Source organism: Pectobacterium aquaticum (assembly GCF_003382565.3).
Taxonomy (GTDB): Bacteria; Pseudomonadota; Gammaproteobacteria; order Enterobacterales; family Enterobacteriaceae; genus Pectobacterium; species Pectobacterium aquaticum.
Genome location: NZ_CP086253.1, coordinates 2,559,674 through 2,586,222, shown reverse-complemented (window position 1 = coordinate 2,586,222; position 26,549 = coordinate 2,559,674). Strand labels below are relative to the sequence as shown.

At 53.5% G+C, this 26,549-nt stretch carries 24 protein-coding genes; 21 read left to right on the top strand and 3 right to left on the bottom strand.

The window, feature by feature from the left end:
- The first annotated feature begins 17 nt into the window (after nt 1-17).
- The 10 genes from DMB82_RS12010 (at nt 18) to DMB82_RS11965 (ending at nt 9,538) form a co-directional block, all read left to right on the top strand.
- Complete coding sequence (locus DMB82_RS12010) at nt 18-815, top strand: metal-dependent hydrolase (RefSeq protein WP_102119073.1); 798 nt, start codon at nt 18-20, stop codon at nt 813-815.
- A gap of 313 nt (nt 816-1,128) precedes the next feature.
- Nucleotides 1,129-2,562 carry a PTS glucose transporter subunit IIBC gene (gene ptsG, locus DMB82_RS12005; RefSeq protein WP_116155762.1) on the top strand — a complete coding sequence of 478 codons (1,434 nt, stop codon included), beginning with the start codon at nt 1,129-1,131 and terminating at the stop codon, nt 2,560-2,562.
- 222 nt (nt 2,563-2,784) lie between these two features.
- A complete protein-coding gene (hinT, locus tag DMB82_RS12000; protein WP_102117799.1) occupies nt 2,785-3,141 on the top strand; it encodes a purine nucleoside phosphoramidase in 357 nt (118 codons plus the stop codon).
- A gap of 78 nt (nt 3,142-3,219) precedes the next feature.
- Nucleotides 3,220-3,600: a YcfL family putative periplasmic lipoprotein gene (locus tag DMB82_RS11995; protein ID WP_116163057.1), complete on the top strand. Its 381-nt coding sequence runs from the start codon at nt 3,220-3,222 to the stop codon at nt 3,598-3,600.
- 21 nt (nt 3,601-3,621) lie between these two features.
- Nucleotides 3,622-4,203: a penicillin-binding protein activator LpoB gene (gene lpoB / locus DMB82_RS11990; RefSeq protein ID WP_010297262.1), complete on the top strand. Its 582-nt coding sequence runs from the start codon at nt 3,622-3,624 to the stop codon at nt 4,201-4,203.
- A complete protein-coding gene (thiK, locus tag DMB82_RS11985) occupies nt 4,184-5,068 on the top strand; it encodes a thiamine kinase (RefSeq protein WP_116155763.1) in 885 nt (294 codons plus the stop codon). Before lpoB ends, thiK begins: the two co-directional genes overlap by 20 nt.
- 61 nt (nt 5,069-5,129) lie before the next feature.
- Nucleotides 5,130-6,149 (top strand): beta-N-acetylhexosaminidase, encoded by a 1,020-nt coding sequence (nagZ, locus tag DMB82_RS11980; RefSeq protein WP_116163055.1) that lies wholly within the window; start codon nt 5,130-5,132, stop codon nt 6,147-6,149.
- A 162-nt stretch (nt 6,150-6,311) separates the two neighbouring features.
- Nucleotides 6,312-6,854: an alpha/beta hydrolase YcfP gene (gene ycfP / locus DMB82_RS11975; protein WP_010297273.1), complete on the top strand. Its 543-nt coding sequence runs from the start codon at nt 6,312-6,314 to the stop codon at nt 6,852-6,854.
- Between the two features lie 367 nt (nt 6,855-7,221).
- Nucleotides 7,222-8,526, top strand: coding sequence for an NAD(P)/FAD-dependent oxidoreductase (locus tag DMB82_RS11970; protein WP_039471560.1), 1,305 nt, complete (start codon nt 7,222-7,224; stop codon nt 8,524-8,526).
- Nucleotides 8,527-8,998: 472 nt separating this feature from the next.
- Nucleotides 8,999-9,538, top strand: a complete 540-nt coding sequence (locus tag DMB82_RS11965; RefSeq protein WP_095699857.1) for a glycine zipper 2TM domain-containing protein — start codon at nt 8,999-9,001, stop codon at nt 9,536-9,538.
- 92 nt (nt 9,539-9,630) lie between these two features.
- On the opposite strand, the gene yegD is transcribed toward DMB82_RS11965, so the two are convergent.
- Nucleotides 9,631-10,983, bottom strand: coding sequence for a molecular chaperone (gene yegD / locus DMB82_RS11960; RefSeq protein WP_102117802.1), 1,353 nt, complete (start codon nt 10,981-10,983; stop codon nt 9,631-9,633).
- A gap of 477 nt (nt 10,984-11,460) precedes the next feature.
- A complete protein-coding gene (gene mfd / locus DMB82_RS11955; protein WP_189338677.1) occupies nt 11,461-14,913 on the bottom strand; it encodes a transcription-repair coupling factor in 3,453 nt (1,150 codons plus the stop codon).
- 142 nt (nt 14,914-15,055) lie between these two features.
- Between mfd and lolC the strand changes: the two genes are divergently transcribed.
- The 5 genes from lolC to cobB all read left to right on the top strand — a co-directional run bounded on the left by lolC (nt 15,056) and on the right by cobB (nt 20,038).
- Nucleotides 15,056-16,258, top strand: coding sequence for a lipoprotein-releasing ABC transporter permease subunit LolC (gene lolC / locus DMB82_RS11950; protein WP_102117803.1), 1,203 nt, complete (start codon nt 15,056-15,058; stop codon nt 16,256-16,258).
- Nucleotides 16,251-16,958 carry a lipoprotein-releasing ABC transporter ATP-binding protein LolD gene (gene lolD / locus DMB82_RS11945; RefSeq protein ID WP_102117804.1) on the top strand — a complete coding sequence of 236 codons (708 nt, stop codon included), beginning with the start codon at nt 16,251-16,253 and terminating at the stop codon, nt 16,956-16,958. Before lolC ends, lolD begins: the two co-directional genes overlap by 8 nt.
- Complete coding sequence (gene lolE / locus DMB82_RS11940) at nt 16,955-18,202, top strand: lipoprotein-releasing ABC transporter permease subunit LolE (protein ID WP_102117805.1); 1,248 nt, start codon at nt 16,955-16,957, stop codon at nt 18,200-18,202. The genes lolD and lolE overlap by 4 nt, the downstream gene beginning before the upstream one ends.
- 79 nt (nt 18,203-18,281) lie before the next feature.
- On the top strand, nt 18,282-19,196 hold the full coding sequence (gene nagK, locus DMB82_RS11935; protein ID WP_102117806.1) for an N-acetylglucosamine kinase: 915 nt from the start codon (nt 18,282-18,284) through the stop codon (nt 19,194-19,196).
- Nucleotides 19,197-19,207: 11 nt separating this feature from the next.
- A complete protein-coding gene (gene cobB, locus DMB82_RS11930; protein ID WP_102117807.1) occupies nt 19,208-20,038 on the top strand; it encodes a Sir2 family NAD+-dependent deacetylase in 831 nt (276 codons plus the stop codon).
- 575 nt (nt 20,039-20,613) lie between these two features.
- On the opposite strand, the gene DMB82_RS11925 is transcribed toward cobB, so the two are convergent.
- The gene (locus tag DMB82_RS11925; protein ID WP_116155766.1) at nt 20,614-21,330 is read right to left on the bottom strand and encodes a Crp/Fnr family transcriptional regulator; all 717 of its coding nucleotides are present in this window, start codon (nt 21,328-21,330) and stop codon (nt 20,614-20,616) included.
- A gap of 108 nt (nt 21,331-21,438) precedes the next feature.
- Here DMB82_RS11925 and DMB82_RS11920 point away from each other — a divergent pair, with 108 nt between their 5' ends.
- The 6 genes from DMB82_RS11920 to DMB82_RS11895 all read left to right on the top strand — a co-directional run bounded on the left by DMB82_RS11920 (nt 21,439) and on the right by DMB82_RS11895 (nt 26,410).
- Nucleotides 21,439-22,203, top strand: coding sequence for a class I SAM-dependent methyltransferase (locus DMB82_RS11920; protein ID WP_116162344.1), 765 nt, complete (start codon nt 21,439-21,441; stop codon nt 22,201-22,203).
- A gap of 132 nt (nt 22,204-22,335) precedes the next feature.
- Nucleotides 22,336-23,331: a vitamin B12 ABC transporter permease BtuC gene (gene btuC, locus DMB82_RS11915; protein WP_116162342.1), complete on the top strand. Its 996-nt coding sequence runs from the start codon at nt 22,336-22,338 to the stop codon at nt 23,329-23,331.
- Nucleotides 23,332-23,382: 51 nt separating this feature from the next.
- Nucleotides 23,383-23,934, top strand: coding sequence for a glutathione peroxidase (locus DMB82_RS11910; protein WP_102117812.1), 552 nt, complete (start codon nt 23,383-23,385; stop codon nt 23,932-23,934).
- Nucleotides 23,935-24,711 carry a vitamin B12 ABC transporter ATP-binding protein BtuD gene (gene btuD / locus DMB82_RS11905; RefSeq protein ID WP_102117813.1) on the top strand — a complete coding sequence of 259 codons (777 nt, stop codon included), beginning with the start codon at nt 23,935-23,937 and terminating at the stop codon, nt 24,709-24,711.
- Nucleotides 24,712-24,856: 145 nt separating this feature from the next.
- Nucleotides 24,857-25,348 carry a C40 family peptidase gene (locus tag DMB82_RS11900; RefSeq protein ID WP_102117814.1) on the top strand — a complete coding sequence of 164 codons (492 nt, stop codon included), beginning with the start codon at nt 24,857-24,859 and terminating at the stop codon, nt 25,346-25,348.
- 45 nt (nt 25,349-25,393) lie between these two features.
- The gene (locus tag DMB82_RS11895; RefSeq protein ID WP_102117815.1) at nt 25,394-26,410 is read left to right on the top strand and encodes a lipoate--protein ligase; all 1,017 of its coding nucleotides are present in this window, start codon (nt 25,394-25,396) and stop codon (nt 26,408-26,410) included.
- The last annotated feature ends 139 nt before the right edge of the window (nt 26,411-26,549 follow it).

The window sequence follows — 26,549 nt, the reverse complement described above, 5'->3', positions numbered from 1 at the left end:
ACTATCGAGTAAATATCATGTTGTTAGTGGATTCCCACTGTCATCTTGACGGTTTGGATTATGAGTCATTGCATAAAGACGTCTCCGACGTGCTGGATAAAGCGAAAAGCCGTGATGTCGGTTTCCTTCTGGCGGTGGCGACAACGCTGCCTGGCTATCGTGCCATGGTGGAGTTAATCGGCGAGCGCGATAACGTGGCCTTTTCCTGCGGCGTTCATCCGCTCAATCAGGAAGCCCCTTATGATTATGCCGAGCTGCGTGAGCTAGCAAGCGCCAGCCGTGTGGTGGCAATGGGGGAAACGGGTCTGGACTATTTCTATCAGCAGGAGACGAAAGCCCAGCAGCAAGCGTCGTTTCGCGAACACATTCGTATAGGCAATGACCTGAACAAACCGGTCATCGTGCATACGCGTGCTGCCCGTGAAGATACGTTGGCCATTCTCCGTGATGAACAGGCGGAGAAATGCAGCGGCGTTCTGCACTGTTTTACGGAAGATTTGATCACGGCAAAAGCGCTGCTGGACATGGGGTTCTATATCTCGTTTTCTGGGATCGTCACGTTCCGCAATGCAGAAGAACTGCGTGACGTCGCGCGTTACGTGCCGCTGGATCGGATGCTGATTGAGACGGATTCCCCTTGGCTCGCGCCGGTTCCGTTCCGAGGTCAGGAAAACCAGCCCGCATACGTACGCGATGTAGCAGAATATCTTGCTGTACTGAAAGGCACATCGTTGGAAACCCTCGCTGCCGCCACGACAGAAAATTTCTCCCATCTGTTTCACATCGACCCGGTTCGGTTGACCGCCGCGCAATAGTGGCTGAAAATAGCCGAGTTTTTTTTATCCGTGTAATTAATAGCGCTTCATCATCCCCTTGATTAGGTTTTTCCTCTTCAGGGGGACGTGTTTTTTAGCGATATATCACAAGAAAGTGCAATATCTGTTCGATCTCAGCCTTTTGGCTTGTGGAAACGTGATAGCAATCAAACATTGTGAACGCTATTTATTTTACTCTGCGTAAAAATTAAAGGGGGCTAAGACACCCCAACTCGCAAAGGCCGTCCTCCCCGTCTTTGCTTATATGAAGTATCAGAAGTAAAAGCACTATTACTCAGGAGCACACTCAATTATGTTCAAGAATGCATTCGCAAACCTGCAAAAAGTAGGTAAGTCGCTAATGCTGCCCGTATCCGTACTCCCTATAGCAGGTATCCTGCTGGGTGTCGGTTCGGCCAATTTTAGCTGGTTGCCTGGAATTGTCTCCAGCGTCATGGCACAGGCCGGTGACTCGGTGTTTGCCAACATGCCGTTGATTTTTGCTATTGGTGTTGCCCTGGGCTTCACTAATAACGACGGTGTTTCCGCACTGGCGGCGGTGGTGGCTTATGGCATCATGGTTAAGACCATGGCTGCGATTGCGCCGCTGGTTCTTAATCTACCGGCTGCCGAGATCACGGCGAAGCATCTGGCAGATACCGGTGTGCTGGGCGGGATCATTGCCGGTGCGATTGCCGCGTATATGTTTAACCGTTTCTACCGCATTCAGTTGCCTGAGTATCTGGGCTTCTTTGCCGGTAAACGCTTTGTGCCGATTATTTCCGGTCTGACGGCAATCATTACCGGTGCTGTGCTGTCTTTCATCTGGCCACCGGTCGGTAGCGCTATCCAAACGTTTTCACATTGGGCAGCGAATGAGAACCCGATGCTGGCATTCGGTATCTATGGGATCGTTGAACGTTCTCTGGTCCCGTTTGGTCTGCACCATATCTGGAACGTCCCTTTCCAAATGCAGGTGGGTGAGTTCACCAATGCGGCGGGTCAGGTTTTCCACGGCGATATCCCTCGTTACATTGCAGGTGACCCGACTGCGGGTAAACTGTCCGGCGGTTTCCTGTTTAAAATGTACGGCTTGCCAGCTGCGGCCATTGCTATTTGGCACTCTGCTAAACCAGAAAACCGCGCGAAAGTGGGCGGCATCATGATCTCTGCGGCGCTGACCTCGTTCCTGACGGGTATCACCGAGCCAATTGAGTTCTCCTTCATGTTCGTTGCGCCGATTCTGTATGTGATCCATGCGATTCTGGCGGGTCTGGCATTCCCAATCTGTATCCTGTTGGGCATGCGTGATGGCACAAGCTTCTCTCACGGTCTGATCGACTTTGTGGTACTGAGCGGCAACGGTAGCAACCTGTGGCTGTTCCCGATTGTGGGTCTGTGCTATGCGCTGATTTACTACACCATTTTCCGCGTTCTGATTGCCAAACTGAATCTGAAAACGCCGGGCCGTGAAGATAGCGCCTCTGAGCAAACCTCACAGGACAGCACTGAAATGGCTGCCGCACTGGTTAGCGCGTTTGGTGGTAAAGAAAACATCACTAACCTAGATGCGTGCATCACCCGTCTGCGCGTTAGCGTAGGCGATGTGGCTAAAGTTGATCAGGCTGGCCTGAAAAAACTGGGCGCAGCAGGTGTGGTTGTGGCAGGTTCCGGTGTTCAGGCCATTTTCGGTACCAAATCCGATAACCTGAAAACCGACATGGACGACTACATCCGTAACCACTGATGTGTTGTTGGGGAGTGGTAAAAAGGGGCGAAAGCCCCTTTTTTATGGACACAACAAATGCACATTTTCCATTATAAGGCTGGTGTGCCGATCATTTCCCTGCGTGTCGTATTTTGACCACCCGCACCAGAAATAGACGAAGAAGGTTGAAAGAAATGGAATATGTCACTCATACTGCCTAGATGACGTCGTTCAACGCCAGCTTTAACAAGGAAATCAATCATGGCTGAAGAAACCATCTTTAGTAAAATCATCCGCCGGGAAATTCCTGCCGATATCGTGTATCAGGATGAACTGGTCACCGCCTTCCGTGACATTGCGCCTCGCACGCCAACCCATATCCTGATTATCCCGAATGTCTTGATCCCTACCGTTAACGACACGGCTCCCGAGCATGAAGCTGCGCTGGGACGTATGGTGACGGTCGCGGGTAAAATTGCGCAGCAGGAAGGCATTGCAGAAGATGGCTATCGCCTGATCATTAACTGCAACCGACACGGCGGGCAGGAGGTTTATCATATCCACATGCATCTGTTGGGTGGCCGCGCATTAGGGCCTTTGCTGGCGAACGAGATCTGATAGAACGAGATCTTACAGAACCTGGTTCGATAGTCATGGGTAGACTGTCGTGCGAGAAAACCATCATGCGAGAACATCATGCGTAACCCGATGTTTTTTCTGTCCGCGTGTTTGATGGTTGGGCTGCTGGTGGGTTGTAGTGCGCCAAAAGTGCTGACCATCAATGAGCGGCAAACGCTGGTATTGGATGCACCTGTGTTATCGGCCGAGATTACCGCGGGGAACCCGTCGCTGGATTCAGAAAATGGCCGACTGCGTGCGTCTTCCGTCGTCAGCAACGACGCCTCACAGGCGGTGACCGTGCATTACCGTTTCTATTGGTATGACGAAAACGGGCTGGATGTACTGCCTTTTGAAGAGGTGCAGTCCATTGAAATCCCGCCACAGACGGAAATGACGGTTTTTTCAACGCGCAGCAGTCCTACTGCGCGTCAGGTCCGTCTTCATCTGTTTTTGTAATGCTGTGCAGAGAGAGAAAATATGAAAAAGTATCTAGGGGTGATACTGGCGGCATTGGTCCTGACAGGCTGCCCCAGTCGTCCGCCGGAACCGACCGAACCACCTGCGACGATTGAGCCCGTTGAGCCTCAAGTGCCGACCACGCCAACGCCGCCGCCGGGGGAATCCGTACCACAACCGCCAAAAATTCAGACGTTGAACTGGGAAGCCAGCATTAATCCGCTGGTGGCGCAAATGCTGAAAGCTGATGGCGTCACGCCGGGCAGCATCTTGCTGGTGGATAGTGTGAAAAATAACACCAATGGTTCACTGCCGATCGCGAAAGCGACGGGCGCGTTGTACAGCGCGTTATCTTCCGGTAAGGCGTTTACGCTGGTGCCGCGTGAGCAACTGGCCGCTGCAAAACAAACGCTGGGCCTGTCGGTTGACGACAGCTTAGGATCGCGCAGCAAGGCGATTGGTCTGGCGCGCTATGTCAGCGCGCAGTATGTGCTGTACAGCGACGTCAGTGGTGATGTGAAATCGCCGCAGCTCGACATGCAACTGATGCTGGTGCAGACCGGTGAAATTGTGTGGTCAGGCAATGGCGCCGTTCAGCATTAAGCAGGCAGGCATCCACCAGCAGCTGACTGCGACGATCCAGAAATATTTCCCAACTGTGGAGATGGCGGATATTCGCTTTGAACTGGTTGGTGGGTTGAGTAGTAAAAGCTGGCGTATCCGTGGGCCGGACATCGAATGGCTTGCGCGTCGGCAGTCGCCAACCGAGCGGAAAATGGGCGTCGATCGCCAGCGCGAATTCGCCTTGCTGCGGCAGATGTCGGCGATAGGTCTCGCACCACGGCCGCGACTGTGGCGTGACGACTGGCTGATTGTTGAGTGGGTGCCGGGGCGCATTGCCACCTCTGATGAGTTCCTGATGATGCTGGCTAATGGCGAAGTGGCGCGAATATTGTCTCAGCTTCATCGCCAGCCGCGTAGCGGCCATTCTATCGATCTCAAAGTGCTATTCGCGCAGCACTGGCAGTTGATGGATCCGCGCCGCCGTTCGCCCGCGTTGTTGCGTGCCCACCATTACTTTCAGCGTGCGGCGCTACCCACGCCTTTGGCGTTGGCACCTCTCCACCTCGATGTGCATGCTGAAAACCTGCTGATTACTCCACAAGAAACGATACTGATTGATTGGGAATATGCCTCAGATGGCGATATTGCCTTTGAACTGGCGTTTATTGTGCGAGCCAGCCAGATGGAAAGCCAGGCGCAAACGCATTTTCTACAGAGCTACCAGCGACATCGGCGAGGGTTTTCCGTGAGCCGCCTCCAGCAACAGATGATGCAGTGGTTCCCCTGGGTCGATTATCTGGTATTGATGTGGCTTGAGGTTCGCTGGCAGCAAACGAAGAACCCCGAGTTTTTAGCGGACATTCCCGCGCTATATCATCGGCTACAGTTAGGTCATCGGCTATAGTCAGGCTTTTTGTGGTAAAGATCATTTCATTAAGCAGTACACTCTTAAGAATGAGGTTTTTGTGGGTCCGGTAATGTTAGACGTTGCCAGCTATGAGCTGGATGCAGAAGATCGTGAAGTGCTGGAACATCCGCTGGTTGGCGGCGTGATTCTGTTTACCCGTAATTTTCATGACGCGGCGCAGTTGCGCGAACTGGTGCGTCAAATCCGCGCGGCGTCGCGCGAGCGCCTTGTGGTGTCCGTGGATCAAGAAGGTGGGCGCGTTCAGCGTTTTCGTGACGGATTTACTCGTCTGCCTGCCGCGCAGGCATTCGCGGCATTAAATAGCGAATCAGAAGCCCTGCGTTTGGCGGAAGAAGGCGGCTGGCTGATGGCGGCAGAAATGATCGCGATGGATATCGATATTAGCTTTGCGCCGGTGCTGGATATCGGCCACCAGAGCGCGGCGATTGGTGAGCGTTCATTCCATGCCAATCCAGAGACGGCACTGGCCGTAGCGCAAAGCTTTATTCGCGGCATGCATTGCGCGGGTATGAAGGTCACGGGTAAGCACTTCCCCGGCCACGGTGCGGTCAGCGCCGATTCACATAAAGAAACCCCGCGCGATCCGCGTCCGCTTGCGGAGATTCGCGCACACGACATGCTGATTTTTAAAGAACTGATCCAGCGCCAGCAGTTGGATGCGATCATGCCTGCCCACGTGATTTACACAGAGGCCGATCCGCGTCCTGCCAGTGGTTCGTCCTATTGGCTCAAAACGGTGCTGCGTGAAGAGCTGGGTTTTGATGGCATCATTTTCTCTGACGATCTCTCGATGGAAGGTGCCGCCGTGATGGGCAGCTATCCCGAGCGGGCTCAGGCGGCGTTGCAGGCAGGATGTGACATGATTCTGGTCTGTAACCATCGTGAAGGGGCGGTCAGCGTGCTGGATAACCTGTCCCCGGTCAAAGCGGAACAACCGACGCGCTTATATCATCAGGGTTCGTTTTCTCGTCGGGAACTGCTGGATTCGCCACGCTGGAAGCAGGCTAATCAGGCGCTCACATTGCTCAGCGAGCGCTGGCAAGCGCATATACACTAAATAATTCGAGTTGCGTGAAGGCGGCAACTGCGCGAATCCCCAGGAGCTTACTTAGGTAAGTGACTGGGGTGAGTAAGGGAAGCCAACGCACAAGCAGCTTGAAGTATGACGGGCATAAAAATGGCGAGAAATAGGCAACTTAGTCTGCGGTGAGGATGAAAGATGATTATCTATTTACACGGTTTTGACTCGACCAGCCCCGGCAACCATGAAAAGGTCCTGCAGCTTCAGTTTATTGATGAAGATGTACGGCTGATTAGCTACAGCACGTTGCATCCGCGTCATGATATGCAACATCTGCTCAAGCAGGTGGATAAGACGATTCAGCAGTCTGATGACGATCGTCCGCTGATTTGTGGCGTGGGGTTGGGGGGATTCTGGGCCGAACGTGTCGGTTTCCTGTGTGATATACGACAAGTTATCGTTAATCCTAACCTTTTCCCGCAGGAAAACATGAGCGGGAAAATTGATCGCCCAGAAGAGTATCTGGATATTGCCACGAAGTGCGTGGCGAACTTTCGTGAAAAGAACCGCGATCGCTGTATGGTGATGCTCTCTCGTCAGGATGAAATGCTCGACAGCCAGCGTAGCGCGCAGACGTTGGGAACGTATTACGAGATCGTTTGGGACGATATTCAGACGCATAAATTCAAAAGCATCTCCCCCCATTTACAGCGGATAAAAGCCTTCAAAACGCTCGGTTAACCCTGCATTAGCGATGAGCGATTAATGGCTGCTGTCGTTCCTTCTGATGCCCTTGTTTGATAGGGGATCAGGAGGCATGACGCAATTTATTTACTTTTCTTAGTTCATCCAACGGCGCATTTGCGCACGATTCAGCATTTTCTCTTCCCACCGACTTTCGCTAATCCACTGAAATAAAGATGGAATTTTCTCGCTAAAAACCTACGTAGCAAAATAAATTGATATATATCAATTTTGGTATGACCAAATAACCTAGCGTGCTATTCTTGCAGCAGATATCAGGCTTAACTTACGCGAACCCTATGTTATATAAGGATATTATTTTTTACTCTTTATTAACGATTGGTTCACATTTTAGGGGGTCATTTTGACATCACCAACCAAAAAAATTGTCATTGTCGGCGGGGGAGCTGGCGGACTTGAACTCGCAACGAGTTTGGGCCACAAGTTAGGACGCAAGAAAAAAGCGGAGATCACGCTGGTGGATCGCAACCACAGCCACCTGTGGAAACCGCTGCTGCATGAAGTGGCAACCGGCTCGCTGGACGACGATATGGATGCGCTGAGCTATCTGGCCCACGCTCGCAACCACTATTTCCAGTTCCAATTGGGCATGCTGACGGACATCGATCGTGAGCAGCAGCAGATTCAACTGGCTGAAGTGTGTGACGAGCAAGGTGATGTACTGGTTGCGGCGCGCCGTATCCCGTATGACATTTTGGTGGTGGCATTAGGCAGTGCCTCCAATGACTTCGGCACGCCGGGCGTGAAAGATCACTGTATTTTCCTGGATAACCCGAAACAAGCCCGTCGTTTCCATAATGAAATGCTGAATTTGTTCCTGAAATTCACGGCAAATCAGGAAGAAAAAGAGCGCGTGAACATCGCGATTGTGGGCGGTGGTGCGACAGGGGTCGAGTTGTCTGCGGAATTGCATAACGCGGTGAAACAGCTGCACAGCTATGGCTTTGACGGGCTGGATAACCAAACGCTGAATGTGACACTGGTGGAAGCGGGCGAACGTATTCTGCCTGCACTGCCGCCGCGTATTTCAGCGGCTGCGCATCAGGAGTTGAACAACATTGGCGTCCGTGTGCTGACGAAAACCATGGTGACCAGCGCAGAACGTGGCGGTCTGAATACCAAGGACGGTGAATTTATTGAAGCCGATCTGATGGTTTGGGCGGCAGGTATCAAGGCACCGGATGCGATGAAAGAGATTGCAGGTTTGGAAACGAACCGGATTAACCAACTGGTGGTTGAGCCGACGTTGCAGACGACGCGCGATCCCAACATTTTCGCCATTGGCGACTGCGCCTCCTGCCCGCAGGAAGGCGGTGGTTTTGTTCCACCACGTGCGCAGGCGGCTCACCAGATGGCATCACGCTGTCACAGCAATATCATCGCGTTGTTGAACGGACAAACGCTGAAACCTTACGTCTATAAAGATCACGGTTCGCTGGTTTCACTGTCTAAATTCAGTACGGTTGGCAGTCTGATGGGGAACCTGATGCGGGGCTCCGTCATGGTAGAAGGGCGGATTGCACGTTTCGTGTATATCTCCCTCTATCGCATGCACCAGGTTGCTCTGCATGGCTATGTCAAAACTGGCTTGATGATGCTGGTCGGTGGGATCAACCGGGTGATTCGCCCGCGTCTGAAGCTGCATTAATCCATCGTAACTGACCGCTTTCTGATACGGGCATGAACGCAATGTCATGCCCGTATTCTTTTCTGTCAGCGGCTATCTTATTCTTCCTCAGTGATCCTCTCTTTCCGTCGATCTACTCACAACCCCCTGTTTCTGAGCCGTAGCGTTATTGGCTACTTCGCTGATATGGCAGTATAAAATATCGTCCTATTACCAATTCCAGTTAAGATAATTCCCAAATGACGGTTTTATGTTACGAATCTGACAGTTTTGGTTAATTAGTCTTATTGCGAGAGTGTGAAACATTGTGCAGACTTTCCACTGTTTACAGATGGCGTAGCACGCACGCCGAAAATTCTGAATGCTGATATTCAGAAGGAACCATCGGATTCATCGCGTTAAACGCGAGCTGGCGTAAAACAATGTTTTGTCAGGAATGTTTCGTCAGGATTGCAGGTGGGGAATGCGTGAGAATAGATTCGGGAGGTATCCTGTGAACAAATCCATGTTAGCGGGTGTAGGTATTGGTGTGGCTGCGGCATTGGGTGTGGCAGCGGTGGCGAGTATGGAAGTTTTTTCCTCTAAACCCCAGTTTGCACAGGTGCTAACAGCAACACCCATTAAAGAAACGGTCAAAACGCCTCGTCAAGAATGCCGTAATGTCAATGTGACTCACCGTCGTCCGGTACAGGATGAAAACCAGATTGCTGGTTCGGTGCTGGGTGCCGTAGCGGGGGGGGTTCTGGGGCACCAGTTTGGTGGTGGACGCGGTAAGGATGTTGCAACGGTCGCGGGCGCGTTGGCCGGTGGTTATGCAGGTAACCGCGTACAAAGCGGCATGCAGGAAAATGATACGTACACGACGCAGCAACAGCGCTGTCAGACGGTGTACGACAAATCACAAAAAGTTCTGGGTTATGATGTCACCTATAAAATCGGCGACCAGCAGGGTAAAATCCGCATGGATCGCGATCCTGGTACACAAATTCCAGTAGATCGAAACGGGCAATTGATCCTGAATCAACAGAGTTAACTGACCCCAACGTCTACGGTTTTGCGCTGACACCTTATCTAAAAACCGCGAGACACCTGAAGATGGTGCTCGCGGTTTTTGATACCTTCATTTTAACGTCGAAACATTATCTCTGCCCAGCGCGCCAGTCCGGCGGTAACGGAACCAAAATCGTTGCCGCTGGCGATAGGAATATCAGGAAGCAACTGCTGAATAGCCTGACGCAGCAGGGGAGAACGGGCGCTACCACCGGTCAGGTAGATCACTTCCGGCCGGGTTTGACTGGTTTCTAGCGCCAGCGTCACCTGCTGTTGAATACGCATGAGCGGATTATCGATGGCGGCATTGAGTTCATCAGCATGAATGCGCGTTGCCAGACCTGATTCGATAAAGTGCAAATCGGCCGCTGTTTCCGACTGGTTGGACAGCGCAATCTTGCTCTCTTCTGCGAGTTGAATCAGACGGTAACTCAGGCGCTGTTGCCAGACGGTCAGCAATCTTTTTACCAGCTCGGGCTGACGCGCATCACGGATCATTTCGTTGATTAACGCGCGGCTGGCGGTGCTATGAAACTCTTTTTGTGCCGGAATATCGTTAATCGCGACCGCATTCCACCAGGTCATGATCGGCAGAGCGATGCCTTTTTCCGTCTCGCTATTCATGCCAAGCAGCGGCATCAACTGTTTGAACGCGAGCATGATGTCCAGATCGTTACCGCCAACGCGGCAGCCGCTGTGTCCTAACAGGCTTTGCGTGCGTTCGTGTTGTTTGTGCCACTCTGGGCCCATTAGCAACATGGAGCAGTCGGTGGTTCCGCCGCCGATATCCACGACCAGCACGCGCGTTTCTTTCGTCAGCGTGGATTCGAAATCCAGCCCGGCGGCCACGGGTTCAAACTGGAAGACGACGTCGTCAAATCCGGCACGGTGGGCTGCACGATCTAAAATTCCTTGCGCCTGCTGGTTGGCTTCTTCGCCGCCGATACTCTGAAAGTTAATCGGACGACCGATGACGGCCTGACGAATAGGCTGGTCAAGCTGGCTTTCTGCCTGCGTGCGGATATGCAGCATCATGGAACAGACCAGATCTTCAAACATCGCAATTTGCTGGGCTTTCAGTCCGACGGCACCGAGGAAGGACTTCGGCGATTTAACGAACCACGTCTCTTCCGGGTCATCCATATAGTGGCGCAACGCATCACGTCCGAATTTCACGCTATCAGCCTGCACGCGAATATCTTCCTCGCGGTTGTAGCTGATGGCGCGCTTCAGCAGCAGCGCATTTTCACCCTCAGCATTCACCTGATGGTGTCGCCATAACCACTCGCTAACCGCTTCGCGCACGGGCGCGCACAGCAGGGAAGAAAGATAAGGCGAGCCATTTTCCAGCGACAGGAGCCGTGGCGTACCTGAATCCATCACTGCCACGGAACAGTTCGCCGTGCCGTAGTCAAAACCGATAAACATCGTCGTGCCCCATGCCATAAAAAATTTTCGGGAGAAATTTTTAACGTCGCACCCGCGACGGCCCAGAAGGGTGGCCGCCAAGGATGGCAGGCCATAAAAAAGGTGGCGACTTTACTGCGTTACGACGGTGCTTGTAAAGGCGGATGAAGTGAAAGAGACATGTTTGCTGACGAGGTTGGAACCCGCAGATTCCTGTCAGACTGTTGATAAACCTATTTACCGAATGAAAACGGGAGTAACGGAATAGAAGAGTAAAGCGTTTGCGCCAGGGACAAAAACGTCAGGAACGTTTTTGAACGCCGCTTGCGACGGCCCTGAAAGGGTGAATCTCAGGGATGAGATTCATATCTGCGCAATCCGAGCTTATATGGACGTACTTGCAGCGTCTTTACGATCTATCCGTTATTCCCGCTCTACGGATTTTGTTAGCAACCTCACGGGAACCCGAAGGTTCCCGTTTACTGTGTTGAAAACGAGTTACGCCGCCAGCGTATGCTGCGCCATGTTCCCCAGCAGCGAACCGATAAACTCGATGCGCTGCGGACGGTCGCTCAAATCTTTCATGAATTTCAGGCGGGTTGGGCCATCAAGACGGTAGGTGCCCGGATCGCGCTGTAACAGGCCGATGAGGTGGGAGGGATCGACGCGGTTTTGCTCGCTGAATTCGATAAAACCGCCTTTCTCGTTCCCTTCAATACGGCGAATACCCAATGCCTGTGCCTGCTGGCGCAAGGCGGCAATCTGCAACAGATAACGGCTTGCATCGGGAAGGAGGCCGAAGCGATCGATCAGTTCGACCTTCAACTCATCCAACTCGGCGGTGGTTTTTGCACTGGCAATACGTTTGTATAACGACAGGCGCGTATTGACGTCGGGAATGAAATCGTCGGGCAGCAGGGCAGGCAAACGCAGTTCGACGTCGGTCTGACTGTTGATCAGATCCTCCAGCGATGGCTCTCGGCCCGCTTTCAGCGCATCGACGGCGTTTTCCAGCAGTTCCATATAGAGCGAGAAACCGACGCTGGTCATTTGTCCGCTCTGATCGTCCCCGAGCAGTTCACCGGCGCCACGGATTTCCAGATCGTGCGTTGCCAACGCAAAACCAGCGCCGAGGTCTTCCAATGAGGCAATCGCTTCCAGACGCTTCTGCGCATCGGTGCTCATCGCTTTAGGATTCGGCGTGAGCAGGTAGGCATAAGCCTGATGGTGGGAACGGCCGACGCGACCGCGCAACTGGTGCAACTGTGCCAGACCGAAGTGATCGGCACGCTCGATGATAATGGTGTTAGCGCTCGGGATATCGATCCCCGTTTCGATGATCGTGGTACACACCAGCACGTTAAAACGCTGGTGATGGAAGTCGCTCATGACCCGTTCCAGTTCGCGTTCGCGCATCTGACCGTGACCGATCGTGATACGTGCTTCCGGCACCAATTCTGCCAACCGCTGAGTGGCTTTCTCGATGTTCTCGACGTCGTTATAGAGGTAATACACCTGTCCGCCGCGCAGAATTTCACGCAGAATCGCTTCGCGCACCACCAGATTGTCATATTCGCGCACGAACGTTTTCACCGCTAAACGGCGGGCGGGCGGCGTAGCGATGATCGACAAGTCGCGCATTCCACTCATGGCCATGTTGAGCGTACGCGGAATCGGCGTAGCGGTCAGTGTCAGGATATCGACATCTGCCCGCATCGCTTTGATGCGCTCTTTGTGACGCACGCCAAAGCGATGCTCTTCATCCACAATCAGCAGCCCTAAATCACGCCAGTGCACGTCGCTCTGCAACAGCTTGTGGGTGCCAATCAGAATATCGACTTTGCCTTCCTGCGTTTCCTTTAGCACCTGAGTTTGTTCACGCGCGCTGCGGAAGCGGGAGATCATTTCAATCTTCACCGGCCAGTTGGCAAAGCGATCGCGGAAGTTGTCAAAGTGCTGCTGTGCCAGCAGCGTTGTCGGCACCAGAACGGCAACTTGTTTATGGTTTTCAACCGCTAAAAAGGCGGCGCGCATCGCCACTTCGGTTTTCCCAAAGCCGACATCGCCACAGACCAGACGATCCATCGCCAGCGGCTGGCACATGTCGCTCAGCACGGCGTTGATGGCCTGCGCCTGATCGGGCGTGGTTTCGAAGGGGAAACTTTCGCAGAAAAGCTGATACTGTGTTTTGTCATGCTTAAAGGAAAAGCCGCTTTTCGCCGCACGCTGGGCATAAATGTCCAGCAGTTCGGCGGCGACATCGCGCACCCTTTCTGCCGCTTTTTGCCGCGCGCGTGACCAGGCATCGCCACCCAGTTTATGCAGCGGCGCATTCTCATCGGCACCGCCCGCGTAGCGGCTGATCAAATGCAGTGAGGAAACAGGAACGTACAGTTTGTCTTGACCCGCATAGGTCAACATCAGGTATTCGGCCTTGATGCCGCCAGCTTCTAACGTAGTCAGCCCGGCATAGCGACCCACGCCGTGTTCGAGGTGGACGACGGGCTGCCCCGGCCGCAGTTCTGCCAGATTGCGGATCAGCGTATCGGTATTAATCGTGCGGCGGCTATCCTGACGGCGGCGACTGACGCGCTCACCCAGCAAATCGCTTTCGCAGATTAACGCGCGCTGGCGCAGCGTGTCGATAAAACCGTGCTCGCTGGCACCGATGATCAGATAAGTGCCACGCTCTTGTGCCTGTTCCAGCGTATTGATGAGCATCGGGTTCAGCTTGATACGTGCCAGCAGCTCTTGCAGCGTTTCACGGCGGCCTTCGCTCTCGACGGAGAAAATGACCTGACCGTCGAACTGTTCGATAAAGCGGCGTAGCGTATCTAGCGGGGATTTCTGTTGATGCTGAATGGCGAGATCCGGCAACGGCAGGTAGGCCAGGTTCACGTTGGCGGCTTTGTCCGGCAGTGTATCGGTTTTTAACTGCACACGCGGCCACGCTTTCAGCTCAGTGAACAGACCATCGACACGCAACCAGAGTGAATCTGATGGCAACAGTGGTCGCATCGGATCGACACGACGGCTTTCAAAACGCTGCTGAATATCCTGCCAGAAACGCTCGGCGCTCTGTTCGAGATTACCGGTGTTAACGAGCAGCGTGTTGTTCGGGAAGTAGCTGAACAGCGACGGCAGCGGTTCACTGAAAAATAACGGCTGCCAATATTCGATCCCTGCGGGCCAGACGCCTTTGCTAACTTGCTGATAAATGTGTTCGGCATCGCGTCGTACTTCGAACTGTTCGCGCCACTGGCTGCGGAAAAGTTCGATGGCGGCTTTATCGGTCGGGAACTCGTGGGCTGGCAGCAGGTTAATGTGCGGCACTTCATTCAGCGTGCGCTGGGTATCCACATCGAACAGGCGCAGGCTGTCGATCTCGTCGTCAAAGAAATCGATACGATAGGGCTCTTCGCTCCCCATCGGGAACAGATCCAGTAGCGCGCCACGTGTGGCATATTCACCATGTTCAATGACCTGATCGACGCTGCGGTAGCCCGCCTGCTCCAACTGCGAACGCAGCTTATCACGAGAGAGGCGCTGGCCTTTTTTCAACACCAGCGCATGGCCGTGCAGGAAACTGTGCGGACAAACGCGCTGCATCAGCGTGTTGACCGGCAGAATTAGGACGCCGCGCGTCATATTGGGCAATTGATAGAGCGTGGAAAGGCGGGTCGAAATAATTTCCTGATGCGGAGAAAAACTATCGTAGGGCAGCGTTTCCCAGTCAGGCAGGGTGGTGACGTGCTGGTCGGTAAATTGCTGAATTTCATCACGCAATCGTAGAGCGTTTTGCATATCCGGCGCGATAAGCACCACCAGCCCTGCGTGGCGTTCAATGATTTCTGCACATTCAACGGCGCAGGCAGCACCGGTTAACTGGCCCAGCAGGCGCTGGTCACCCGCTTTGGGCGGCAGCGAATAACGGTAATTTTCAGGCATCATCTGATTATCGGGTCTCGCCTCCCTGCATCCGGCTGAGAATAAGAAAAAGCCGTAGAGTGAGGGTGTTAGGGTTCCATAAAGCAGTACTACCCTTTATTATCCTTGATCACTTTGCTTTGGCAACCTTATCCAGACGGATTTCATGTATCAACCTGTCGCTTTATTTATTGGCCTGCGCTACATGCGTGGGCGCGCATCAGACCGCTTCGGCCGGTTTGTCTCTTGGTTATCCGCCATTGGCATCACGCTGGGCGTGATGGCGCTGGTCACCGTGCTTTCCGTGATGAATGGCTTCGAACGTGAACTGGAAGGCAATATTCTGGGCGTGATGCCTCAGGCGGTCATCTCTACGCCGCAAGGTTCGCTGAACCCGGCATTGATTCCTGCTTCCTCCTTAGACTCGCTGGAAGGCGTAACGCGCGTTGCGCCGCTGACGACGGGCGATGTGGTCCTACAAAGCGCCCGCAGCGTTGCCGTGGGCGTGATGTTAGGCATTGATCCTGACGAACGGGAGCCGCTGTCACGCTACCTGGTTAACGTCAAACAGCAGCAACTGCAATCCGGTCAATATCAGGCCATTCTGGGCGATAAACTGGCTGCACAGTTGGGCGTTAAAGCTGGCGATCAAATTCGCATGATGGTAACGAGCGCCAGCCAACTGACGCCGATGGGGCGTATTCCCAGCCAGCGTATTTTCACCGTTGCCGGGACCTTTGCCGCCAACAGCGAAGTGGATAGCTACCAACTGTTGGTGAATCAGCAGGATGCCTCACGGCTGATGCGCTATCCGGCGAACCACATTACCGGCTGGCGTTTGTGGCTGGAAAAGCCGCTGTCGGTTGATACGCTGAGCACGCAAACGCTGCCGGAAGGCACGGTCTGGAAAGACTGGCGCGAGCGGAAAGGTGAGCTATTTCAGGCCGTACGCATGGAGAAAAATATGATGGGGCTGTTGCTCAGCCTGATCGTCGCGGTGGCCGCGTTCAATATTATTACCTCGCTGGGTTTACTGGTGATGGAAAAACAGGGAGAAGTCGCCATTCTGCAAACGCAGGGGCTGACTCAACGTCAAATTATGGCGGTGTTTATGGTGCAGGGGGGCAGCGCTGGCGTTATCGGCGCGTTGTTAGGGGCATTGCTGGGGACGTTATTGGCCAGCCAACTGAATACGCTGATGCCAATATTGGGCGTATTGCTGGATGGTGCCGCACTGCCGGTGGCGATCGACCCTGTGCAGGTCGTGACGATCGCTATTTCCGCGATGGTGATTGCCCTCTTATCGACACTTTACCCGTCATGGCGCGCTGCCGCCGTTCAACCCGCTGAGGCTTTACGTTATGAATGATTTACCGTTATTGCAGTGTACTAAGCTGTCCAAGCGCTATCAGGATGGCAAACTGTCTACCGACGTGTTGCGTGATGTCTCATTTGAAATGAGCAGCGGCGAGATGATGGCAATCGTCGGGAGTTCCGGTTCGGGGAAAAGTACGTTGCTGCATGTACTGGGCGGGTTGGATACGCCGACCTCAGGTGAGGTTATCTTTAAAGGCCAGCCATTGAATACGTTCTCAGCGGCGGCAAAAGCGGATTTACGCAATCGCGAGCTGGGCTTTATTTATCAGTTCCATCATCTGCTACCGGATTTCACTGCGTTGGAAAACGTAGCGATGCCGTTGCTGATTGGCAAAGTGCCAACGTCACAGGCGCGAGATAAAGCACGCGAAATGCTGGCGGCTGTCGGGTTGGAGGCGCGTAGCCACCACCGTTCGTCTGAACTGTCCGGCGGTGAACGGCAACGTGTCGCGATTGCCAGAGCGCTGGTTAACAGCCCGTCGCTGGTGTTGGCCGATGAGCCAACGGGGAACCTCGATCAGCGTACGACAGACACCATTTTTGAACTGCTGGGAGAGCTGAATGTCCGGCAGGGCACTGCCTTTCTGGTGGTGACGCATGACCTGCAATTGGCTAGCCGACTGAACCGCCAACTGGAAATGCGCGACGGTCAGTTGCAGCAGGAACTGACCCTGATAGGAGCGCGGCAATGAGATTTCCTCCGCTCTCGTTGCTGATTGGCCTGCGCTTTAGCCGCGGTCGTCGGCGTGGCGGCATGGTTTCGCTGATTTCGGTCATTTCAACGCTCGGGATTGCCCTCGGCGTGGCGGTGTTGATTCTTGGCCTGAGCGCGATGAATGGCTTTGAGCGCGAACTGAACAACCGCATTTTGGCTGTGGTTCCGCACGGCGAGATCGCACCAGTCAATCAGCCTTTCGACGGCTGGCAGGGCATTCTTCCGAAAATAGAACAAGTGCCCGGTGTGGCGGCCGCGGCACCTTATATCAATTTCACTGGGCTGCTGGAGAACGGCGCCAAACTTCAGGCGGTTCAGGTAAAAGGCGTCGATCCACAGCAGGAGAAACGTCTTAGCGCGCTGCCCAACTATGTGCTTAATGACGCCTGGCAGCGGTTCCGTGCGGGAGAACAGCAGGTCATCATTGGGCAAGGTGTGGCAAAAGCGCTGAATGTGGCGGAAGGCGACTGGGTCACAGTGATGATCCCGAACAGCGACCCAGAAATGAAGCTGATGCAGCCGAAACGCATCCGGTTGCACGTCAGTGGTATTTTACAACTGAGCGGCCAGCTCGATCACGGCTTAGCGTTGATTCCGTTGGTGGATGCCCAGCAATATCTGGACATGGGGCAGAGCGTAACGGGGATCGCCATCAAAGCCAATGACGTGTTTTCCGCCAATAAACTGGTGCGCGATGCGGGAGAAGTCACGAATGCTTATGTCACTATTCGCAGTTGGATTGGCACCTATGGTTATATGTATCGGGACATTCAGATGGTGAGAACCATCATGTATCTGGCGATGATTCTAGTGATTGGCGTGGCCTGTTTTAATATTGTGTCAACGCTGGTGATGGCGGTAAAAGATAAAAGTAGCGACATTGCGGTCTTGCGTACGCTGGGAGCCCCAGATGGGTTGATTCGGGCTATCTTTATTTGGTACGGGCTATTGGCTGGGCTGTTGGGTAGCGTGATAGGCGCGGTGATCGGTGTAATTGTGACCTTGCAACTGACGCCGATTATTCGCGGTATTGAGGCACTCATCGGCCATAAACTGCTGTCCGGAGATATCTATTTTATCGATTTCCTGCCGTCAGAATTGCATCTGCTGGACGTCTTTATCGTATTGGGCACGTCGCTGGTGCTGAGTTTGATTGCCAGTTGGTATCCGGCGCGGCGCGCCAGCCGGATTGATCCTGCCCGCGTGTTGAGCGGACAGTAAGCCAACGCACATGCGGCTTGAGAGATGACGGGGATAGTCCCTATCGCGTGGGAAAACGATCACACCCTAAGGAGCACTCATGTACTACGGTTTTGACATGGGCGGCACGAAAATTGAGCTGGGCGTGTTCGACGCGGCGTTGAACAAGGTGTGGCAAAAGCGGGTGCCGACGCCGCGCAATAATTATGATGACCTACTCACGACGCTGGTCAATTTGGTGCATGAAGCCGATGCTCAGGTTGGTATGCAGGGGAAAGTCGGTCTCGGCGTACCGGGCATGGAGACAGGTAACGACGGTGCACTCTTCACCGCTAACCTGCCTGCGACGATGGGAAAACCGCTGCGTACGGATTTGTCGCAGCGTTTGCAGCGAGATGTTCGCATCAGTAACGATGCTAACTGTTTTGTGTTGTCGGAAGCCTGGGATGTGGAGTTTCGTTCCTATCCTATCGTGCTGGGCATGATTTTAGGCACGGGGTTAGGCGGTGGTCTGGTGATTAACGGACGTCCGGTTGACGGGCGTAACGGTATCACGGGCGAGTTCGGCCATCTCCGCCTGCCGTCCGACGCGCTGGATATCATCGGCGTGGATATTCCCCGCGTGAAGTGCGGCTGCGGTCAATTAGGCTGTATCGAGAATTATATTTCCGGCCGTGGTTTTGAATGGCTGTACGAGCATCTGTATGGTGAAGCGCTGCCTGCCGTGACGATTATCCGGCACTATCGTGGCGGAGAAGAAAAGGCGATGGAATTTGTCGATCGCTTTATGGATTTGCTGGCGGCCTGTTTGGGCAATCTGCTGACCCTGTTCGATCCGCACCTCTTGGTGTTGGGCGGTGGACTGTCGAATTTTGATGAGATTTACCAAATTCTGCCGACGCGCCTTCCTTCACGACTTTTACCAATTGCGAAACTGCCACGCATAGAGAAAGCGCGTTATGGCGATGCGGGCGGTGTCCGTGGCGCGGCGTTGCTACATTTAATGGATAACTAGTTGGAGAAAGTATGTATACGCGTCAACGATTAGGGCGTTTTCATAAGGGAAAGCGTATGCGGCAACAGCGTCTTCGTGCGCGTATTTTCCATCGTGACTATCTGGCAGCAAGCGAAGTGAAAAAACCGCGCGTGGTGATACTGACGGGCGCCGGTATTTCAGCGGAATCGGGCATCCGTACCTTTCGTGCAGCCGATGGTTTGTGGGAAGAGCACCGTGTTGAGGATGTTGCGACGCCGGAAGGCTTTCAGCGTAACCCCGAGCTGGTGCAGGCGTTTTATAATGCCCGTCGTCGTCAGCTACAGCAGCCGGAAATTGTGCCCAACGCCGCACATCTGGCGTTGGCGAATCTGGAAGCGATGCTGGAAGACAATTTCCTGCTGATTACACAAAACATCGATAACCTGCATGAACGTGCTGGCAGCCAGCGCGTGATTCATATGCACGGTGAGCTACTGAAAATCCGCTGTAGCCAAAGTGGGCAAATTTTTGAGTGGACAGACGATCTTGCCGTCGGTGAACGCTGCCACTGCTGTCAATTTCCCGCGCCGTTACGCCCGCATGTGGTGTGGTTTGGTGAAATGCCGCTGCACATGGACAAGATTTACCATGCGCTGTCGCAGGCCGATTATTTTATTGCGATTGGCACATCGGGACATGTCTATCCTGCCGCGGGTTTTGTCCATGAGGCTCATTCGCACGGTGCCTACACGCTAGAACTGAATCTGGAGCCCAGCCAGGTAGAAAGCCAGTTTGATGAAAAAATGTACGGCCCCGCTAGCGCTGTGGTGCCCGAGTTTGTCGCTGCCTGGATGACGCGTGGCAAAAGTATCAAGTTCTAGGCGTCAGCAAAAATGAAAACGTCATGAATCATGTAAAGATGGCGTTTTCTCTTGCCGATCGTTGCCGCAGCAACATTCGTCAAGCTGATCGAATGGCAACATCGCGGCGTGGTTAAAGAAACAATATTCACTCTCGCTACAGTGAGTATGCGAAACGGTTTCTGTCGGCGAGTCCGCTTGCGGATGCGGTGTCCGTGCTCCATGAAATGACCGTGTTCCATGAAAAGATAAGGTTCGTCGGAAAAATCCCAGCATAGCGTTACCCTCACGATGTCTTATGAAAGACAAATGTGTTAATGAGAATTATTAACATATGTAAATCACTCTCATCAATGTCAGCTAAGCGTAGTTGATAATCCGATGATGCGGGAATGACAATTGTCAAAAAATATATACTCGTCATACTTCAAGTTGCATGCGCGTTGGCCGCGTTCACTCACCCGAATCACTTATTTGAGTAAGCTCATCGGGATTCTTTCCCTTGCCGCCTTCCTGAAACTTGAATTATTTAGAGTATAATAACTACCGTTTTTCTATCCGCTTGCCATGCCTGAATCGACAAAGGCTTAGATCGATCAGAATGTCCGCCGGGCTTCGGCAGCCAGTTCTTTTAGATAATTCAGATCGCACAATTCCACTTGATGACTCCGATAGGTAATGTGGCCTTGCCGCTTCCAGTCTGACATTAGCCTGCTTAGCGTTTCACTGCGCATTCCTAATGACGTCGCAAGCTGGCCTCGGCTCACCGGTAATGTCAGATGCTGAGTTTGCTGAATATGGTGCTGGCGCAGCAGGTAATCTGCCAGACGCTGTGGCGCGGAGCTGGACGTCAGCCAGTCGATTTGGTTGATCGTCGAGTAGAGTTTTTTGCCCAGATAGTTGAGCAAACGCAGTGCCAGCTCTGGGCGCTGCAAGCAAAACTGGTGAATATCCTGCCGTGGGATCATCAGCGTGTGGCCATCGCTCTGCGCGCGAATATTCATCGGGAAGCGACCGTGATCCATAAATACAGCGGCAATAGCGACAAATTCTCCGCGTTCAAACTGCCCGAAAATCTTCTCATCGCCGCCATAGGTATGGCGAAAGGCCTGCAATTTTCCTGTTTCAACCAGCAAACAGTGCTGCATTTTGTCGCCTTCGCGAAACAGAATGTCATCCTGCCGGAAAAACAGACGCTCGCTTTTGGCCAGTAGCTCACACACCACGTCGCTGGGTTCACCGTGCATCCACTCATGCTGAAACAGCACTTCGCCGTATTCATCGGGCGATAGCGCTTTTTTGACAAATGTCATTTGCCCTCTCGGAGGCTGGTATTACCATCAAGCTAGTAAATGAAAATAATAATCACTTGCATGAATTCGGCAAGCAAAATCACGGCACGCTGAATTGGAGAACAGAGTATGAGCGATCATGAAGCAGGACATAAATTTTTAGCCCGATTGGGGAAAAAACGCCTGCGTCCTGGCGGCAGAAGGGCAACCGAGTGGCTGCTCAGTCAGGCTGGGTTCCGGCAGGACAGCGTAGTCTTGGAAGTCGCCTGCAATATGGGCACCACGGCGATGGAAATTGCGCGTCGTTTTGGCTGTCAGGTTATCGGCGCGGATATGGATAAAGTCGCGCTACAGAAGGCGCAAGAAAATGTGGCAGCGAACGGTTTAGCCTCACAGGTCACGATTATGCAGGCGAATGCGCTGGAGCTGCCGTTTCCCGATAATCACTTTGACGTGGTGATTAATGAGGCCATGCTGACGATGTATGCCGACAAGGCCAAGAGCCGCATTATTGCCGAATATTATCGCGTGCTGAAACCGGGCGGCCGCCTGATTACCCATGACATCATGCTGCTTTCCGAGAAGGATACCGGAGCCTTGCAGGCGGTGGAACAGATGCACAAAGCGATCAATGTGCATGCCCAGCCAATGCTGCGTGAGCGCTGGGTGATGCTGTTTCAGGAATGCGGTTTTAGCAAGGTCAGTTACGATAACGGCGCAATGACACTGCTGACGCCACAGGGGCTGATTTATGATGAAGGGCTAGCGGGTGCGGCGCGCATCGTAAAAAATGCGCTGAAGAAAGAAAACTGCGGCATGTTCTTCAACATGTTTCATACCTTCCGCCGCAATCGGAACCAGCTTAACTATATTGCCGTATGCAGTACCAAATAAGGGCGGTATGCGGCACTATGGCGTTTTGACCGTGCTGCGGTAATAAGGAAAATGCGTGTAAGGTAAGCGAAATCGTTTAACATACATGACAATACTTAATTACCGCTGGGTGATATCCCGCTAAAGTACGTGATGCCGTTACCTTATTACAGCCAGCTAAAACAACAGCAGTGCAGACGCGATCGCCGGAGTCTGGCACTGCTGTTGGCGTTTCTCACACTCACGCTGATCGTCAGCCTGTGCGCCGGGGAGCGTTGGATTTGGCCGACGGCCTGGCTGGATGAGGCTCAACAACTCTTTGTCTGGCAACTGCGTTTGCCCAGAACGCTGGCCGTGATGCTGGTGGGTGCCAGTCTGGCAATGTCGGGCACCGTGATGCAGGCAGTCTTTGATAATCCGCTGGCGGAACCGGGGCTGCTGGGCGTGGCAAACGGCGCAGGCGTGGCCTTAGTGCTGACGGTACTGCTGGGGCAGGGATTGTTGCCCGTCTGGATGTTAAGCCTGAGCGCGATTGCTGGCGCGCTGCTGATTACCTTTCTGTTACTCCATTTTGCCCGTCGGCATATCTCCAATACCCGTTTATTACTCATCGGCATTGCGCTCGGGATTATCTGTAGCGCGGTGATGACCTGGGCCGTCTATTTCAGTACCAGCCTCGATTTACGCCAGTTGATGTATTGGATGATGGGCGGCTTCAGCGGTATTGACTGGCGACACGGCTGGTTGATGTTGACACTCTTGCCGCTGTTGCTGTGGTTGAGTCGTCAGGGGGCGGTGTTAAATGGGCTGACGCTGGGTGAGATTCAGGCGCGTCAGTTAGGTATCCCAGTCTATCGCTGGCGTACCGTTCTCGTGTTGGTGATGGGCGTACAGGTCGGCCTGAGCGTGGCGCTGGCCGGTATCATCGCCTTTATTGGTCTGGTGATCCCGCACATGTTACGGCTGTGCGGGCTGACCGATCAGCGCTATTTATTGACCGGATGTGCGTTGGCTGGCGGCAGCGTGCTGCTACTGGCGGATACGGTCGCGCGCGTTGCGCTAAGCTCAGCGGAGTTGCCGATAGGCGTGGTTACCGCTACGCTGGGATCGCCGTGGTTTATCTGGCTACTATTACGCAATCGACTGTAGCGAGATGTCTTGTTCTATCCACTCTTGTTGATCACTGAAGGGAGCAAAACGATGAGCACTGAAATCTATACTATTCCGCTGACCACCATCGACGGGAAAGCAACAACGTTTGAAGCGTTTAAAGGGCAGGTGGCTTTAGTCGTCAATGTCGCCTCTCAATGCGGCCTGACTAAACAATATGACGCATTGGAAAAACTCTACGAAACCTATCGCGACAAAGGTCTGGTCGTGCTGGGATTCCCCTCCAATGAATTTGCAGGGCAGGAACCGGGCTCGGAAGAAGAAATTCAGGAATTCTGCCGTGGGACGTTTGGCGTTCAGTTCCCGATGTTCAGCAAAATTGAAGTGAATGGCGAGAACCGTCACCCGCTGTACCAGTTGTTGATTCGTCAGCAACCGGAAGCCAATGGAACCTGGAAAAGTGACTTTTTTGCGCGTTTAGTCAATAAAGGCCGTAAGCCCAAGAATCCAGAAGACATCCTGTGGAACTTCGAAAAATTCCTGGTGGATCGTGAAGGGCTGGTGATTGAGCGTTTTGCGCCGGATATGGCACCAGACCATGACGCCATCGTGAATGCGATCGAAGAGGCGCTGGCAAAATAAGTGACGCAGCAGGTTTCCCCAGTATTACAGATGTTGCAGGCCAGCGTTTTGCCGCGTTTGTCACCGACGAGCGCGGAGTGTCGTCGTGGTGAGTTGCTGCACATCATCGGTCCGAACGGCGCAGGAAAGAGTACCCTGCTGGCAAGAGCGGCTGGCTTACTGGCGGGGGAAGGTGACGTCTGGCTGGCCGGTACGCCGCTGTCGCAGTATACGGCAGCGGATCTGGCCGTGCGGCGCGCCTATCTGGCACAGCAGCAACCACCGCTGGCGCTGATGCCGGTATTCCAGTATTGGCAACGGCATCAACCGCCGCTGGCTCAGGAAGACGCGGTCGAAAAGGTGGTGCATTTTCTGGCAGAACGCCTGATGTTAACCGACAAGCTAGCGCGCCCGCTTACGCAGTTGTCGGGAGGCGAGTGGCAGCGCGTTCGGTTGGTGGCGGCGCTGTTGCAGATTTGGCCGACGATCAATCCGCACGCGCGTTTGCTGTTGCTGGATGAACCAACTAACAGTCTGGATGTGGCGCAGCAGGTGGCACTGGATGCGTTGCTGAGTGAACTCTGTCGTTTGGGGATTGCCGTCGTGGTTTGCGCACACGATCTGAACCACAGCGCCCACCATGCGGATCGCGTGTGGCTGCTGTCGGCAGGGACGCTGGTAGCACAGGGCAAAACGACGGATGTCATGCTGCCAGACGTGCTGTCTCCTGTGTTCGGTGTCACGTTTCAGCGGCACGTGGTCGATGGCCGAAACTGGATCATCACCCGCAGCGCCTGACTGTTGCCAGAAAATGACGTCGTTAGAAAATAGGAAAAATCGCCTTTACTTGCCAGTGACCCCGATTAAACGCTAAATTAATCCAATACCTAGCATTTTCAAACGCTAGAGGACGATGGCCTCTGCGGTTTTATGGTAATCGCGCATGATACGTTTACGATCTGGTTTGCTCCTACGATATGGTTTGCTCCTCGCCAGCCTGATGTTGGTCGGCTGTAGCAGTAGTCGGCACAATCCGCCGCCGAATTCGCGTCTGAGCGATTCGATTATGGTGATGGAACAGCTAAACGACCAACTGGGGCAATGGTACAGAACACCTTATCGCTATGGCGGATTGGATCGTAACGGCGTCGATTGTTCCGGCTTCGTCTACCTGACGTTTCGCGATAAGTTTGGCATGCAGTTGCCGCGCACCACGGAAGCACAAACCGAACTGGGTGAGCGCGTTGACCGCGATAACCTGTTACCGGGTGATTTGGTCTTTTTCAAAACGGGCAGCGGCAGCAGTGAGCTGCACGTCGGCATTTATGACAAAGACGACCAGTTTATTCATGCCTCCACCAGTCAGGGTGTCATCCGCTCGTCGCTGGATAACGTGTACTGGAAACGGGCGTACTGGCAGGCCCGCCGCATCTGATTCCTTCCTTATTTTGTTTTGTTGACAGCATGGAGCTATCCACTCATGTCCTCTCTGCGTTTACTCATCTCTGACTCTTACGATCCCTGGTTTAATCTGGCCGTTGAGGAGTGTATCTTTCGCCAGATGCCCACCACGCAACGGGTACTATTTTTATGGCGCAATGCGGAAACTGTAGTCATTGGGCGCGCCCAGAACCCGTGGAAAGAGTGCAATACGCGGCGGATGGAAGAAGATGGCATCAAGCTGGCACGACGCAGCAGCGGCGGTGGGGCGGTCTTCCACGATCTCGGTAATACCTGCTTTACCTTCATGGCGGGCAAGCCGGAATACGACAAAAGCGTCTCAACACAGATTGTGCTGGATGCACTCAGTTTGCTGGGGTTAAAGGCTAGCGCCTCGGGTCGTAACGATCTGGTGGTGGAAACCACGGACGGCGTGCGCAAGGTGTCCGGTTCTGCCTATCGCGAAACTAAAGATCGCGGCTTTCATCATGGCACGCTGCTGTTGAATGCCGATCTCAGCCGCTTAGCCGATTATTTGAACCCAGACGTTAAGAAGCTACAGGCAAAAGGAATTACGTCCGTGCGTTCCCGCGTCGCCAATCTGGTGGAATTGCTGCCCTCTGTCGATCACCAGATCATTAGTCAGGCGGTGACGCAGGCCTTCTTTGATTATTTCGGCGAACAGTGCGCACCGGAAATCATTTCGCCTTCTGCTTACCCGAATCTACCCGGATTCAGCGAACAGTTTGCGCGTCAAAGTAGCTGGGAGTGGAACTTCGGTCAGGCGCCGGATTTCTCGCATTTACTGGATAACCGCTTTATCTGGGGCGGCGTTGAATTACATTTCGATGTGGAGCGCGGCGTGATCGTCCGTGCCCAGATTTATACCGATAGTCTGAATCCCGCGCCGTTAGAAGCACTCGCCTCCGCATTACAGGGAACAGCATATCGCCCGGAAGCCTTGGCGGCCGCGTGTCAGGCACTGATTACGACGTTCCCCGAACAGCAAAACGAATTGCAGGAACTAGCCGATTGGCTGGAGCAGAGCTTGCGCTAATGCAGTAAATGATGTTTTTAGAATAATATCATGACCGTTAGAACAAGAGGGAACACTGAGCTTTTTTATCTGTCTGTTGGGAAGTTGGTGCAGGAAAAACGAGCTTAATGAGGAGGATGCCGGATTTCACAAACAAAAA